The following is a 15,979-nucleotide window of genomic DNA, read 5'->3' as shown; positions in this document are numbered from 1 at the left end:
GGAAACCTCTCCTATCTCAAGAGGAAATCCCAATTTGCTCAAAATGATCCGATAGGTATCTCCTAGATCAATCGCAACGGATCCCATAGAAACTGCTAGAAAGAGGGAAATTCCTAAAACACTTAGCAAAATACCTAAAAACAACACAAATTGCAGGTCCCGTCGGCTTCCAGAAAATTTGGAAAGCATGCAAACCTCCTTTGATAGAATCTTAAAAATTTAGAAAATTCTCATAAAAAGTATACCATATTTCTATTAGATGGACAAGGATAGAGACATATATAGAAAAAGCCCTCTGAAGTCAGAGAGCTGATTTGAGCTCGGGCTATAATCCTAGTGAAACAAAAAAATCTACACGATCAGAAAAGTCTCTATCGTGCCATTTTCATACATGATGTATAGTCCAAGTAGAATGAATACTATGGGCACAATGATTCGCTCGTATTTTTCAATTGTCTCGAATATTAACGGAATAGAGGATAACATCCGACTAATCTCGCAAAAGATAATTATGCCGATTACAAACACAAGCAACGCCACGAGGGTCTGTGACCAATCTAACGAAGCAAAATAAGGTATATAGATACCTAAATTATCTCCGCCAGACGCAATTGTCAGCAATGTAACTGTCCAAAACAGTTGATTTGCCTTGCTTTGTTCTAATCTTTCAATAATTTCTTCCTCTTCTTCCTCACCTTCTCCAACAATTGCAAAGCGAATCCCTAAATAGATAGGGATTAAACCAAGCAATCCAACCATCCATTCTTCAGGCACGAAATTAACGACATAAGCAGCAACTAAACTCGCCCCTACAAGTAAGCCTGTTCCTAGATATTGCCCCGCATAAATATGCCATTTCTGTTTATTCTGTGATAGCTGTGCAAATAAAATAATTAAATAATCGATACTGGTGGAAATATAAACACCAATAGCAGATATGATTGTCTGTCCCATAAAAACCTCCTGTATTAGTTAGTAATAAATCAGCAGATTTTAGGAGAGCACAGACACATTAATTTTGCTATCGCTAGTGGGTAATGTCGAACGTAGGAAAGCATTTTACTCCTCCTCAAAACGTAGTTACAAAGTAATTTCTAACTGGAATTCGGTGACTACTTCCATGTAAAGTATAACATACTATACTTTACTTCGTAAAGTGTGGGCTCTCCGAGGGGGCTTGCAGACAGCTACTCGACTTTTCAAGCCGAGTAGCTGCGCACCTTTATGGTGTAATTAGCTGATACCATTTGAGTTTTTGTAGTCTCCAAAATTGTGACCGATAAAACCAATCTCAGCTCCTGTTACTTTTTCTTTAGGTTTTTGTAGTCTCCAAAATTGTGACCGATAAAACTCAATGCGCTTCGAGGTACTGAGAATGATTGTTTTTATAGTCTCCAAAATTGTGACCGATAAAACCTCAATCATAACCACCCGTCTAACGGGTGGTTTGCACCAGGACTATAAGCCCAAATCACCAGCCAGCGCCTAAAGACGCTGGCTTTCACGTTGTTCAAGCCTCATTGCTCTTGACTCGTCACTTGCCTCTTAAAGAGACCTTGGTACTACTTACCACTATCCCTAAAGGGATCCTCATATTCTTTTACACTTAATTTATCTAGTGCTATATCATGCTTTTCCTGTTCTTGAATATATTTCTTAATTGTGGCTTCATTAAGCCCTACTGTACTTACATAATAACCTTCTGCCCAGAAATGCCGATTCCCAAACTTGTACTTGAGGTTGGCGTGTTTGTCAAACATCATGAGTGCACTTTTACCTTTTAAATACCCCATGAAACTTGAACACTTATCCTCGGTGGAATACTGACTAACATATGTACATGGTCTGGCATTAAGTGACCTTCGATAATCTCAACACCTTTATAACTACATAATCGATGGAATATTTCTCCCAAACTGCTTCGATATTGATTATAAATTACTTTTCGTCTATACTTAGGGTTGAACACAATGTGATATTTACACATCCACTTTGTGTGTGATAAACTATGTGCCTTTTGTGCCATATTTTTCTCCTTTCGCTTTACAATTGGCTTGAACACCTTTATTGTATCGTGTTTGGAGTTTTTTGGTATAACCTTCGATGCGCACCCGCATAGCAGGTGGTTTATTTGTCTCGCACCTTGCGGAGCGAGACGGACTAATAGTCACATAATAAAAAAGCCCTCTGAATATCAGAGAGCTGATTTGAGCTTGGGCTAAAATCCTAGTGAAAAAGATAAAACTCCTTGTGTTCATCGAACACTGTGTCCTTTCCCTATTTTCATACTGATTTTTAACGCCCTTAGCATCATGATTCTTGCTGGATAAAACGTTTATAGACTAAGCGGCAAGCCGAAGATTGTACAAAAATGTTAGTGAAACAAAAAATCTCCCCGAAGGGAGATGATCTGGTTTATTTTACCTTACAGTGCTAGGAACCGTAACCGAAGATTATACTTGAGTATATCGAGGTAAGGTGACAACGCAATGTAAGTGGAAAATAAAGCAGATTAGCGACGAAGTCCTAGAGAGTTGATCAACTCACGGTAACGGTTAACGTCGTTTTTACGCAAGTATGCAAGCAAGTTACGACGGCGACCGATTTTCTTCATCAATCCACGGTAAGTAGCGTGGTCTTTTTTGTGTTGTTTGATGTGTTCGTTAAGGTGGTTGATTTCCCAAGTAAGGACAGCAACTTGAACCTCTACTGAACCTGTATCACCTTCGTGACGTGCATATTGTGCGATGATTTCATTTTTTTTCTCTTTTGAGATTGCCATGATGTTTCTCCTTTTTATTTGGCTTCATCCGAGTGACAGGTTGGCATGCCTGTAACCAAGAAGAAGTTATTTGTCTTTACGACAGTTCTTATTCTACCAAGAAGCAGGGACTTTGTCAACTGATTTACTGTTTAAACCCGTGAATTACTCTACTGATTTCAGGCTTCGAGCATATCAACCTTTCTCACAAACAAGTCACTCTTTACTATCATTATAAGGCTTTTTCAACTAGTTGGAAACTAGAAGCAAAAACAAAAAAGCCTAGGAATCCTAGGCTTTCTGTTTATAGATTATTTTCCAAGGTAGTATTCAGAAACTACGTTCAATTTTTCGTCGAATTCGAATACCAATGGTGGGAAGTTAGGGATTTCCACGTCCATGATTTCGTCGTCTGACAAGCGTTTGATGTGTTTTACAAGGGCACGGATTGAGTTACCGTGAGCTCCTACGAATACGTTTTTACCATCTTTAAGTGCTGGAGCGATTTTGTCTTCCCAGAATGGAAGGGCACGTTCCAAAGTCACTTTCAAGTTTTCAGCATCTGGGATAACTGAGTCGTCAAGTGAAGCGTAACGACGGTCAGTGTGAGCTGAATGCTCATCATCACGGTCCATGTTTGGAGGCAATACATCGTATGAACGACGCCAGATGTGAACTTGCTCATCACCAAATTGTTCAGCAGCTTCAGCTTTGTTTTTACCAGTCAAACCACCGTAGTGACGTTCGTTCAAGCGCCATGATTTTTCAACTGGAACCCACAATTGATCAGAAGCTTCAAGAGCCAAGTTTGTTGTTTTGATCGCACGTTTCAATACTGAAGTGTAAGCTTGGTCAAATTCGATACCAGCTTCTTTGATCAATTTACCAGCGTCAATCGCTTGTTGTGTACCTTTTTCAGACAAATCAACATCAGCCCAACCAGTGAAAAGGTTAGCTTTGTTCCATTCAGACTCACCGTGGCGAGCAAAAACCAATTTTACCATTAGATGGATTCTCCTTTAATTTTTCGAGGTTGCCCTCGTTTATCTATTCTATTTTACACAATTTTTCACAAAAAAGCTAGTTAAAATCAACTAAAAAGAGAAGAGTCTCAACATGACTCTTCTCTCAGCAATCTACTTTTAAAAATTGTTTTTGAAACACAAAAACAACCCTTCCTAGGGTTGTTTTCACTAGACTATCAGACAAGGCCACGGACTTCTTTTAAAAATTTAGAAAAAGTAACAGCACCTTTAATGATTAGAAATCCTCCTATCCACTCGGTCGCTGAAAGAAATCCCAGCACGCCACCAATGATAAATAAAATAGAAGGTAGCTTTCGAAGTTGTTGATCTTCTTCGAAATAGATTAGCATAAAGGTACCTAATGCAATCATCAAAATCTTAAAAAATGTCAGGAGCAGGGAAAAGGCAACCGTAACGACCAGCATTTTTGAAGGATCTTTATAGATGATGGCCCCAGTATAGGATAGCAAAAATCGTAGAACCGGTCCCAAAAGCAAGGTTATACCTGCCAGCATGCCCAGTCTCCAATTGAGTCGAACCAATCTATCTCTCTCCATAAAAACCTCCTTCTCTCGTAGCTATCATTCTACCATATTTGCTCCAGAAACAAAAGACCTTCTCAATCACAAACAAATCGCCTACCAGCTTTCAGACAGCCGAACATAAAAAGAGAAGATCTGTCGATCCTCCCTTTTCATTTTCCAACCCTTATTTCTTAAAAATAGAGGTTCTGAAATCGTTTGTTTGGTCAAGATAGGCTTTAAAGATTGCTCTCTTCAACTTATGAACGGCACTGTCAATCTCTGGCTTATAGTCACTCCAACGAGGACTTACAGCATCCTTGAGAACAGCTTGATCCATGAGGGCTTGCAATTCTTTTACTCTTTGAATGGTTTTCGTGGCATTGCTCATCCATGATTGCGTCGGATCTTTAAAAGTAATTTTATTCAAATGATCAAATTGAGCAACGCGCTCTTGATACATAGCTTTTTTAAAGGCTGCCCAAGATGAATACTGACCACCAAATAGCTTTTCTAAAACAAGCTTATCTGTCACTAATCCTTGCTTTTTACCGTAGAGGTTGATTATCTGACCATTTTGTTTAGCAATTTCTTCATATTGATTTGAGATATAAGGTACCATTCCATCCTTAAAGCCTTTGGCAGCCAGAAGTTCGTAAGCAATCCGGCGTCCCATAAGGTCCCCTGGCGTGCCTTTCTCACTGCTGAGAGCAGAAAAGATTGGGGCAAAGAGTTTGATCGTATAGTATCCATTTCGTTCATAGTCACCAGACTGGTACTCACGAGATGACAAGATGTTATGGTCAATCAAACTTTCAAAACTATTCAGGTTTCGGGCCTCTGCTTCTGTCAATTCTTTGACTACGTTAGTGGCATAAACCTCATTTCCATCTGCTGGATCTTTCACATACTTGTTCTCAATCTTTCTGAGAGCCGCCATTTTCTGGTAAACATTCAGTTTGTTAACGATTGATTGTCCTTCGAGGTATTCCAGCATGTAGATAAGGTCAAACATGTTATGGACATAGTTCTGAAGATCTGCTGCCTTTTGGAATCTCTCTGTCGGATCCAAGACTTGCAGACGGGAGTCTTCTGTACTATCTGATTTTGAGTGTCTCAAGATAGAATTGATGGTAATGGTTGCGTCACTTGGTTGGTCAGGCGCTTGCAATAAGCCTTTTGCGAAGAACTCTGGGCCCAAGCCACTTCTTCGACCATAGCCACCAAGATAAATATCCTGATCGGAATCATGGGTCATTTCATGGGTATAAGTAATGGCTCCATCCTTGTCCAGCATACGGTAAGACATATAGTAGACGCCATCACCTGTAGCGTAGGCTCCATGCTGGTTGTGTACTACCTTATTGCCAACTGGTCCAAAGAAGTTTTTCATGGCTGGATTGGAACTATCAAACTTAGCCTCCACTGTAGCTTTTCCAGAGGTTGTGTCATCACCAAACTTATAAGCATCATAAAGCAAGATGGTACGATAGAGTTTTTCACGTGATTGTTCATCTAAAATACGATACCAATAATCGTAGTGATCTCGCTGACGTTTGGCTGTTTCACGCGCATTTTCTTCTACAAAATCATTGAGAGCCTTGCCCGCTTTATGCTCGCTATTGCGGTAGCGATCATAGGCTCCAAATCCTAGACTAGACAAGGTTGAGATGACAAAGACTGATCTTTCTGGCAAGGTTAGGAGAGGCAAGACCATATTGCGGTATTTCCATGTGGCACTAGTGATGCGGTCATAAACACCGATAGAGTACTTGGTGCCAGCTAATCCTTGCTTCGCTTTCACCTCTTCGATAGTGGATTTTTCTTCAACGATGTAAGCCTTAGTCTCTGATTTAAACCAGTCATTGTTGCTTGTGGTTGGTAGAAAGACTTTTCGGTAATTTTCTAGCGTGCTAAACAAATCTGTCGTTCCATGTTGACTGGCAAGACTGATACCATAAGTATCGACATTATTCTTAGCTAGAAGATTGTTAAAACCAGATTTACCTAACTCAATCAGAGTGTCCAGTGGTGAAGCATTTCCCTTACCAAAGAAGTCCAGGTGGTACAGAACCAGGTCTTTGACGTTTACCTGACCATAGCTGAAGTTATACCACCGTTCCAGATAGGTCAAACCAAGTAGCAAGGCTTCCTTGTTGCGTTTGATTTTATCTACAAGATAACCCTTGGTGACTGGGTTAGCACCGGCAAGTCCAGCATCAGCTGACAAGAGTTTTTTCAAACTGTCTTCCAAATGTTGTTTTGTTTTGGCGAACTGGTCTTCTAGATAGAGCTCAGTCTGCTCGACTTTTGGAGAAATACCGAGTGTCTTTCTGATGGCTTCTGAATGATAGTCAATCTTTTGTAAGTCAGGTAAGACTTGCTTGATGATGGAAGATTGGTCATACAGGAATTGGTTTGGCGTATAGAGAAGTCCAGTATCGCCTAGACTATATTCTGCTAATTTGGCGAAATCATCCTGGTACTTGAGATTAAGCTTCTCAGAAGAATGGTCCTTGTAGTGAAGCAAGAGTTTGTTTGCAGTCTCTTTGTTGGAAACAATGTCTGTGATGACTTGGTTATCCTTCATCATAACTGCTGACAAGAGTTCTTTTTGATATAACAGACTGTTCTCATTGACCAGATTTCCGTATTTGACGATGGTTGCCTTGTTGTAGAAAGGTAGCAATTTTTCAATGTTCTTATAAGCCAAGGCGCGCTTAGCTTGATAATGGGCTACCTTAGAAAAATCACTGTCTTTCTTGCCACTTGTTGAGAGGGGTTCCACTGTTGGTAGAGTGAGAGGATTGATGGCTGCTTTCTTGCTTTCAATCTGGGAAGCATCTAGCATTGTTCCTCTTTCTTCAAAGGATTCCTTGCTGACGACCTCATCCTTGACTAAGGTGACATTGTAGACTCTGTTTGCCTTGCTGCTGAATGTGTCCTTCACCTTCATTCCATTATAGTGGTAACCGGTAATGGCATTTCCGTTGGTTACATTGACATCACTGAGAACATTGGTCAATCTTCCAGCATGCTGTTCCTCATTAGTTTTTCGATCCCACAAATAGCCTGCTACTCCCGCGACTCTACCAAAGTGCTTGGCATTGTTAATATCGCCTTCAGCATAGCTATCTTGGATTTGTGCATCCTGATCTACTAGACCTGCAAGACCAGCCACTGTCTGATCTGAACTATTTGTGTTGGATGAAATGGCTACTGTCGCTTTTGACTTAGTAAGTAAAGCCTTGTCGCCTGTCAAATGACCGACCAGACCACCGATATTATAGGCAGCAGTCGTCTCATACGTGTTGATAATTCTTCCCTTGAAACTGCTCTCTGTGATGCTTGATTGCTCAGCCTTTGCCAGCAAACCACCGATACCACGTTCACCGGCGAGAACACCATCAACGTGAACTTGCTGAATCTTTGTGCCATTCTGAGCTTCATAGGACAATGCACCGATATCATCTTTCCCTGAAATGGAGACATTTTTCAGACTCAATTTTTCTACTGTGGCACTACTCAAAGTTTCAAACAGTGGTTTTTTCAAGTTGTAAATAGCATACTGCTTGCCATCTTTTTCACCGATCAACTGACCAGTAAAGGTACCCTTGATGTAGGATTTAGCTTCAGGCTCTAACTCCACTTCGTTGGCATTCAAACTAGCTGCTAAATGATAGGTTCCAGAGAGATTCTGGTTGATAGCTTTGACTAGGTTGCTAAAGGAAGTAAAGGTTGTCGTTTCCTCTCTAGCCTTCTTAGCTAGGTAGAAGGTGAAATTATCAACATATTTATTTTCTAGCTCTTGCTGGAGTTTCTCAGCCTTGGCTGTGATTTTATAAACTGGCTGCCCATTTTTTATTTCTGCCGTTATTGAAGCGACTGGTAAATAGACATCTTTAAATGACGAGGATTTAACCTTGACAAAGTAAGTGTCTGGATTACTTGGGACACCGTCTAAAGAAACGTGTTGTTTGTAAGTACCATTGGTCTGACTATACAACTCCAGATCCGAAACATTTCTTAGCTCAAGCGTCTTCTCTGGGTCTTTTTCTTTTGGTTTTTCTGTCGGAGTTTCCGGTTTTACTTGCTCGGTATTGCCAGTATATTCTGGAAGAGGAGCGACTTGTTCCGGTTCAACGATGGCTCCTGCTTGCTCACCTTTATATTCTGGTAAGGAAGATTGAGTCTCAGGTTCCACTATCGCACCTGATTGAGTATCTGTATATTCTGGTTTTTCAGCTATCTCAGGGTCAACAATCGCTCCTGCTTGAGTTCCTGTATATTCTGGTGTTGGTGGCACCTGTTCAGGCTCTACGATTGCTCCTGACTGCTCGCCTGTATAGGCTGGTTTGTCAGTCGTTTCTGGTTCCACCAAAGCCCCAGACTGGACACCCCCAACCTCTGGCTCAACTTGTTCTGGCTCGACGATAGCACCAGCTTGGGTTCCCTGATACTCAGGTAGCGGAGCGACTTGTTCGGGTTCAACAACTGCTCCAGCTTGGGTGCCTGTATATTCTGGTTTTTCAGCTGTCTCTGGGGCTACAACCGCTCCCGCTTGCTCGCCTGTATATTCTGGTAATGGAGCCTGAGTCTCAGGCTCTCCTTTTCTTGCAGACTGAGGTGCTTCACTTGCAGCTACTGCCTTCTTAGTCCCTTTCTCTACTATACGTGGCAAGGCTTCTTCTACCTTAGTTGAGAGAACTTCCCTAGAAATTTCTTGGTTTTCAACCGTGAAAATGCGAACAAGTTCAATCTTCTTCCCAGCACGACCTTCTTGTTTGACATGGATGGTTCCCTCTGCTAGATCTGGATTTTCCTGCACCACTTCTGAAACATCTAGTTTGGTTACAATCTCTTGGTCTTTGTATAAGAGCTCTGGTTTGTTCACGCGACCAGCCAAGACTTCGTCTTGAGGATCTACACTAGCAATACCAGACGGCTTTTTATTAGATAAATCTTGAGAAGGGATTGTCTTGTCTGCAGGGCTTGTTGAAGACGGAGCTTTCTGCTCATCTCCTGCCTTTTGTCCACCTTCGTTGGCTTGGAAATGAGGTTGAACTGTATAGTCAAGTTTCTGATCCCTAGCAGCAGTTTCTTGCTGATTAATCTCTTTGTCTTGCTTAATATAGCCTAGATAAGTATAACCTGATAAGGCACGTGGCAAAGGCAGACTATCTCCTTGGGATAATTGGTATTCCTGATTGTACTGGAGCAAAAGTTGATTTTCAATAGCCTGAACTGAAGAAGCCAAACCACTGCCCATCCCTGTTACCAAAATCACATTCAAGAGGGCTTTCTTTTTGCCTTTCTTTTTCGATACGACAAAAATAAGAAGGCCAATTGAAGCTAGGGCTCCACCAGTTAAAACACTAGTAAGGCTATTCTGCCCACCTGTATTGGGCAACTGACCTAGTTGGGCTTTCTCATCCATACGGTAGACTAGATAATAGGTGCTCTCACTATCTTCCGCAATCTTCGGAATATCCTTGACAATCAAGTCCTTCTCTTGCCCACTCAGCTCCGTATCCGTCACATATTTGTAGTGAACAGCTACATTTTCTTGAGCAAATACGGTTCCACTACTCGCAATGGACACAAAAAATAGGCTTGAAATCGAAGCTGACACAAGTCCAATTGCTAATTTTCGTAAGGAGAAACGATGCTGCTTCTCTCCAAAAAACTTTTTCATTTTAAATCCTCTCAACTTTTACCTTCTATCAAGAAAATAACTAGCATTATATTTTGATATAGGTATTTCACATCCACCATTATACTATAAAAATACTTCCTTGTCTCCAATAAATGCTTTAGATTTCACGAATGTCAAAGCTTATTTATCTTGTAAAATTTATCCGTCGTTGATGACAAAAAAAGAAGGCTAAGCGCCTTCTCTTATTTGAAAATATTCCTAACAAAAAGTCATTATTCTTGAATCTCGAACTTTTTCAAAAGTCCAAAATAGAGGGATCCACCAATGATTGTCAGAATTCCTCCTACCCAGCCCAAGAATGGGATCAATCCAACAGAACCACCCACGATAAACAAAACAGACGGTGCAGGGGTCACACGCTCATCGTCCTTGTAATAGACAATAGACACAATTCCTAAAACCAAGACAGCAATTTTTACCAATGCCAAAATGATTGAAAAAATCGTCAATATACCAACTGTTGCATCAGAGTCCTCCGTCGCTGCAGCAGCCCCGACAGCTATCATAAACATAACAAGAGGTGCCAACAGCAAGACGATACCTGAAATAAGACCAAAAATCGCATTTACGCGAGCAAGTGCTTTTGTTTTCATCCGAATCTCCTTAAAAAAATTTTACAACTATCATTTTATCATATTTTCATGAAAAACAAAAGAAATTTCGAAACGAGTATACTAGATGATGAATGTTTTCCAATTTCTCTCCAGATATTTAGAGTAAGAAATATGTCCTGTATCAATTTATTTGTAAATTCATTCGTTTTTGTACTAAGCAAGCCATTCACCTAAAAAAGAAGATCACTTGGATCTTCTTTTTTCGTGTCTATCTTTCAAAGATGGACTGTCTGAAGTCGTCTGTGGCACGTAGATAAGCGTTGAAAATACGATACTTGAGTTGGGCGACACTGCTCTTAGAGCTGTCTGATAAGGCACGATCAATGTTCTTAGCTGAGGCATCCGCTAGTACTGCTAAGTACATATAATCTTGTAATTCCTCATAAGAAGAAATCGTAATTTGTCGTTTGCTATCTAGTTTTCCTGCTTCAAACTCGATAGTGATAGGGCGAAGGAAGTTTTGAGCCTTGTTGTATCGCTCATTCAACATGGCTTTCTTCAAATCCTTCCATGATTCATACTGGCTACCATAGAGATTTTTGAAAACCAAATCATCTCCAACTACTCCGACATCTCCTCTGTTCCAGATTGAGTAGGTCTTATGACCTTCTTTAAGCGCTTGGCCAGCGTATTGGCCAGATACATATGGGACAAATCCTTGTTGGTAACCCTTGTCTCCGAGCAATTCATAAGCTCTACGGCGGAACATAAGTCCCCCAGGTGCACCAGTTGGATTGTCCAGAGCTGCATAGAAGGAAGCAAACATATTGATGACATAGTAGCCATTTCGTCCAAAGTTAGCTCTATCCCAACCATCGCGACGACCAATGATATTATGATCAACCAAATCATCAACAGATTTTAGTTTGGCTGCTTCTTCGGCAGTTATAGGGACAATTCGATCATCAGCGTGAGCTTGTTTACCATAAGAAGTTTTTTCAAAGTTATAATTTTCAGCCTTACGGTACCATTTCATTTTCTGTTGATCAGTTAGAACTCCAGTAACAATATCCCCTTCTACATAATCCAGAAGGTTCAGTACGTCAAAAACTCCATGCATGTAGTCGCGAAGAGCATCTGCTGAGGAGAATCGAGCAACAGGATCATAGGTATGGTAACGTGTGGTCGAATCTTTATCTCCTTGATAGAAGCTATTAAGTACGAGACCTTTTTCGCTAACATTGGTTACAGACTCTAACATCCCTGTAGCAAAACTCTCAGGTCCTTCACCCTCACGACGACCATGTCCTTCAAAATAGATAGAACCATCCGAGTTGTGGGTCATTTCATGGGTATAGACCATGGTTCCAGAAGCTCCCAGCATCTGGTCATAGACATAGAAGACTTCATAACCATTTGCAAAGGCTCCTAGTCCATTGTCTCCGTGATACTTGCCAGCAGGGCCAAAGAAATTATACATAGCAACAGAGGTCTTATCATTACGAGGAGCCCAATATTGCTGGCCTTTATCATTATAAAGAAAGAAACCGTCTGTAACGATCACCCGTCTGAATAGAGTGTCTTTCCTGTTTGGACTTAAAATGTTGTACCACATGTCATAGTGGTTTCGTTGCCATTCAGCTGATTGATCCACAAGTTTTTCAACGTGTCGATGGAGTTCCTCGCCTGAGAGAACTCTACCACCTTCTTTCCTGTAGCCTCCAAAGCTACCAAAGGCAATAGTCGACATATTGCTGATGATATAGACATCTCTTTCAGGTAAGGTCAGAAGTTGGAGGACCATTTGCTTGAAGCCCCAATCTCCCTGAGTCAGTCTGTCGTAGACCTTGATTGTATACTTACTCTTACGATCTGCATTGTCTTGCTTAGCCTGAATTTCTGGCAGACTTGAACGAGCTTCTACGATATAAGCCTTAGTATTTTCCTTGAACCACTCACTGTTGGTTTTATTTGGCAAGAAGAGTTCACGCAGACTTTCTAAGTAAGCAAAGAGGTCTCCTTTGCCTTTTTCCTTGGCTAGGGATTGTCGGTAAGCATTGAAGTTGTTTTGCGCTCGAAGATTGCCCATTCCAGAGTTCCCGAGAGCGATGATAGTATCCAGTGTCGAAGCTGCTTGATTGCCAAAGAAATCAAACTTATAGGCACTAAGATCTTTGGTATTGAACGTTCCATAGTTGACATTGTACCATCGGTTGAGATAGGTCAGACCAAGCATGAAGGCCTCTTTGTTCTGCAGAATTTTTTGGCTAATCGCATCCGCTACGGCAGGGCCTAGGGTGTTGATCGACTTGTCAACTGAAAGTACCTTGAGGAGCTCCTGACCTAGTTCAGCTTTGATTTGTTCAAAGGCTTTTTCCAGATAAAGATCATCTAAGGAAGCTGTTTCACCAATCTCTAATACTTTACGCACTGCAGCCGAGTCATAGGTCACAGATTTGAGTTCATCCAAGACACTCTCTTTAATAGACTGGTAGTCAGATAGGAAGACTTCTGGCGTATAGAGCAAATTCTTATCAGCGATGCTATATTCAGCAATCTGGCCATTGGCAAAATCACCCTTGTAGGTCAGATCAAGATAAGCGATCGTCTTATCTGCATAATGCAGCATCAGTCTATTGATTTCACCCTTATGGCTGTTGACATCTGTTATCAGTGTCTCATCTTTCATCGGAACCACATCTAGCAGGGCTACTTTGTTGAGTTTATCATCTTCAGCTAATTGGTTAGCTGTATGAACGATGAAGTCTTTGTTGTAGAATGGTAATAGTTTTTCTACATTTTCGTAGGCTTGCTTTCTGGACTCCTGAGCTCCCCTCACTCGACTATAGTCTGTTTGATGCTGGTAAGCTTGCTGCAATGGCTCTTGGTCCGTCAAGTTCGAAGTGATTCTAAAGGACTGACGTTTGGCTTGCGCATCGGCCTCTGAAATAGAACGGACAAAACGCTCATCTTTTCGATTTGCTGTAGTTCCTTCAAGAACATAAGAGTCCCGAACAGAAGCCTCAGGATAGGGATCTCCTGTCATCGCATGACCATTTTGAACCTTGACACTGGTCAAGACATTTCGGACCTGTCCATTGTTCCAAGTAGACCCGATTGCTCCACCGACTTGGCCAGAATGACCTCCATTCTGGATAGAACCACTCACATAAGAAGTTTCTAATCTAGCTCCATTTTGCAAGCGACCAATCAAGCCTCCAACACGCTGGTCTCCGTTTCTACCCGTTACTTGGATAGATACATCTGCCTGACTCTTCTGCGCCAGTGATTGGTTGCCGTGGAAATTACCGACCAGGCCACCAATATTGTACTCCTGCCCTCCATCTTGGGTGCTGGTGATGGATCCTTTAAAGGCAACATTGGTTAGTTTTGTGTTTTGGGCAACTCCTACGAGTCCACCGATATGCTTGTTCCCAGATAGACTACCACTTACAGAAACATCCGTAATCGTTGCGTTCTGAGCGTTGCTAGCCAAGGCCCCTATAGAATCCTTGCCTGTAACTGCAGTCGATTTCAAGGTCAGTTGCTGGATGGTGGCATTTTTCAAGGTTGCAAAGAGTGGTTTTGCCAAGTTGTAGATGGTATAATCTTTGCCATCCACTCGGCTAGTTAGGCTACCTGAAAATTCTTCTGGTACATAGCTTGTCGCAGACTGTTCCAACTGGAGTTCATCTGCTGAAACATCCGCTCCTAATGTGAAGTTTCCAGTCGGGTTTGACTTCATGGCCTCTACGAGCGCTTTGAAGGACGTATAGACACCTTCTTGACTAAGAGGCGTTTTCGGCAGTTCAAAAGAGTAATCTGGACGATAATGATCCCCTTCTCCCTCGACGAGCTGATTAGCTGATACCGTTACGGAATAGGCATTGCCCTTATCTGTAATCTTAGTAACAGGTAAGAGCATATCCTTGAACTTGTCTGACTGAATGCGGACATAGTAGTTGTCCAAATCAGACGGCACTTCCGACAGGGATAGGTAACGTCGGTAGTGACTACCATCTTTACCGTACAGTTCGATACGATCAATATCTTTGATTTCAACCTTCTTATAATCTAGCTGAACTGGGCGTTGATCCTCTATACTAGTTTGTTCCCCTTGACCCGGGTCATATTTCATGACAGTTTTGAGGGTATAAGGAGTATAGTAGTCCAAGTCATCAAGTGTCAATTTTTGAGCGAGGTCCACAAGGTCGACTTCCTTGATCAGCGTTTCGCCCTTGTATAGCTGCACTTTGGCTGATTGATAGCTTGCTGTAGCATCCGTCAAGTGATAGCTAAGAGAAACTTGGCGTTGATCTTCTTCCTTCTCGACACTGACTAGAGAGAGGGTTGGTTTTCTCTTGACACCATCCAGAGCTTGACGAGCTGCCTCGAGATCCGTCCGAACTTGATCGACCAAGGCTTGATTGGCGAAAGGATTGTCCAAAACGAGCTTGGCCTGATCTAGAGCACGATGATAGCGGAGTTTGGCTTGTTCATCAGCATACTGGTAAGCAACTGTAGACTGAGTCACATCCTTCATGTCAAATTCAACTCCAAGAGTTTTCTTATCAACAGGTTGACCGTCTAGATTATTCTTAGCAGTTTCAAGGGCTGTTTTCAAAGAATCAACCTGTTCTTGACTAGCATGAGATGCCTCAAAGAGAGCTTGGGCATTTGCGACTGCCTGTTTATAAGACTCTTGATCTGCAGTGGTATCATTGAAATACTGATGCGTTTTCTGGATGCTATCGGCCTCTTCCACTAATTGGTGTAAGGGTTCGAGGTCGAGAGTTCCTTTTTCTGGTTCCACAGGAGCGTGATCCGCATTTGTAGAAATTGGTTTTGTACCGACTTTGATAATCTGAGGAACTGCTTCTTTTGTGATAGTGTTAGAGATTTCCTCTGTATTTTCGACTTTTCCATCTACTAAATACTGACGGGTGACAATCGTACGCACACCATCTTGACCAGCTTGGCTAACTTCCCTTTGCCCCAAAGGCAGGTCTGCACTTTCCACTTCCTTAGTTGGATAGGATTCGGCCACTGTTGTGGTAACATCCTTTTCTTCAACATTTAAGCTTGGGACTTCATTTACAGGAGCGTCTGTTGGTTTCTCGCTAACAGGAGCTGTTCCGACGGTTACGATCTCCGATACTGCTGGTGTTGTCACTTCGTTGGAGATTTCCTGGCTTCTCTCTACTTTGCCATCTACTATGTACTGACGGGTGACAATCGTACGGACGCCATCTTGACCAGCTTGGGTTATCTTGGTCTGGCCAACTGGTAAGCTATCACTCTCTACTCGTTCTCGAGTGTAGGGTTCTGCTACCGTCGTAGTAACATCCTTTTCCTCAACCTCTAGACTTGGAACTTCATTTACAGGAGCGTCTGTTGGTTTC

7 protein-coding genes and 2 pseudogenes are annotated in these 15,979 nt (G+C 41.8%); all 9 read right to left on the bottom strand.

The genetic code is table 11. From position 1 onward, the window contains the following. Positions 1 to 189, bottom strand: a pseudogene (locus HMPREF3057_RS10410) (iron ABC transporter permease); the annotation flags it as partial. A 162-nt stretch (positions 190 to 351) separates the two neighbouring features. Further along, entirely contained in the window at positions 352 to 954 is a 603-nt protein-coding gene (locus HMPREF3057_RS02655; RefSeq protein ID WP_070696251.1) for a CadD family cadmium resistance transporter, read from the bottom strand. A 608-nt stretch (positions 955 to 1,562) separates the two neighbouring features. Then, a pseudogene (tnpA, locus tag HMPREF3057_RS02645) lies at positions 1,563 to 2,026 on the bottom strand (IS200/IS605 family transposase). Positions 2,027 to 2,512: 486 nt separating this feature from the next. After that, complete coding sequence (gene rpsO, locus HMPREF3057_RS02640; RefSeq protein ID WP_001018251.1) at positions 2,513 to 2,782, bottom strand: 30S ribosomal protein S15; 270 nt, start codon at positions 2,780 to 2,782, stop codon at positions 2,513 to 2,515. A gap of 290 nt (positions 2,783 to 3,072) precedes the next feature. Beyond that, positions 3,073 to 3,765, bottom strand: coding sequence for a phosphoglycerate mutase (locus HMPREF3057_RS02635; RefSeq protein ID WP_000240130.1), 693 nt, complete (start codon positions 3,763 to 3,765; stop codon positions 3,073 to 3,075). A gap of 197 nt (positions 3,766 to 3,962) precedes the next feature. Further along, a complete protein-coding gene (locus HMPREF3057_RS02630; RefSeq protein WP_070696248.1) occupies positions 3,963 to 4,343 on the bottom strand; it encodes a hypothetical protein in 381 nt (126 codons plus the stop codon). Positions 4,344 to 4,494: 151 nt separating this feature from the next. Next, positions 4,495 to 10,002: a ZmpA/ZmpB/ZmpC family metallo-endopeptidase gene (locus tag HMPREF3057_RS02625; RefSeq protein ID WP_070696245.1), complete on the bottom strand. Its 5,508-nt coding sequence runs from the start codon at positions 10,000 to 10,002 to the stop codon at positions 4,495 to 4,497. Positions 10,003 to 10,235: 233 nt separating this feature from the next. Then, entirely contained in the window at positions 10,236 to 10,616 is a 381-nt protein-coding gene (locus HMPREF3057_RS02620) for a hypothetical protein (RefSeq protein ID WP_000849881.1), read from the bottom strand. A gap of 229 nt (positions 10,617 to 10,845) precedes the next feature. Then, the coding region (locus HMPREF3057_RS02615) for a ZmpA/ZmpB/ZmpC family metallo-endopeptidase (protein WP_070696242.1) at positions 10,846 to 15,979 on the bottom strand (5,134 nt) is incomplete at its 5' end.

Origin of the sequence: Streptococcus sp. HMSC072D05, assembly GCF_001815805.1 — a bacterium.
Taxonomy (GTDB): Bacteria; Bacillota; Bacilli; order Lactobacillales; family Streptococcaceae; genus Streptococcus.
Note: the sequence above shows the minus strand (reverse complement) of the source record. Positions and strands in the feature narration are given on the sequence as shown.

Excerpts from the sequence above, each read along its gene's own strand:
- HMPREF3057_RS02655 (WP_070696251.1), bottom strand. The coding sequence starts at position 954 with ATGGGACAGACAATCATATCTGCTATTGGTGTTTATATTTCCACCAGT.
- rpsO (WP_001018251.1), bottom strand. The coding sequence starts at position 2,782 with ATGGCAATCTCAAAAGAGAAAAAAAATGAAATCATCGCACAATATGCA.
- HMPREF3057_RS02635 (WP_000240130.1), bottom strand. The coding sequence starts at position 3,765 with ATGGTAAAATTGGTTTTTGCTCGCCACGGTGAGTCTGAATGGAACAAA.
- HMPREF3057_RS02630 (WP_070696248.1), bottom strand. The coding sequence starts at position 4,343 with ATGGAGAGAGATAGATTGGTTCGACTCAATTGGAGACTGGGCATGCTG.
- HMPREF3057_RS02625 (WP_070696245.1), bottom strand. The coding sequence starts at position 10,002 with ATGAAAAAGTTTTTTGGAGAGAAGCAGCATCGTTTCTCCTTACGAAAA.
- HMPREF3057_RS02620 (WP_000849881.1), bottom strand. The coding sequence starts at position 10,616 with ATGAAAACAAAAGCACTTGCTCGCGTAAATGCGATTTTTGGTCTTATT.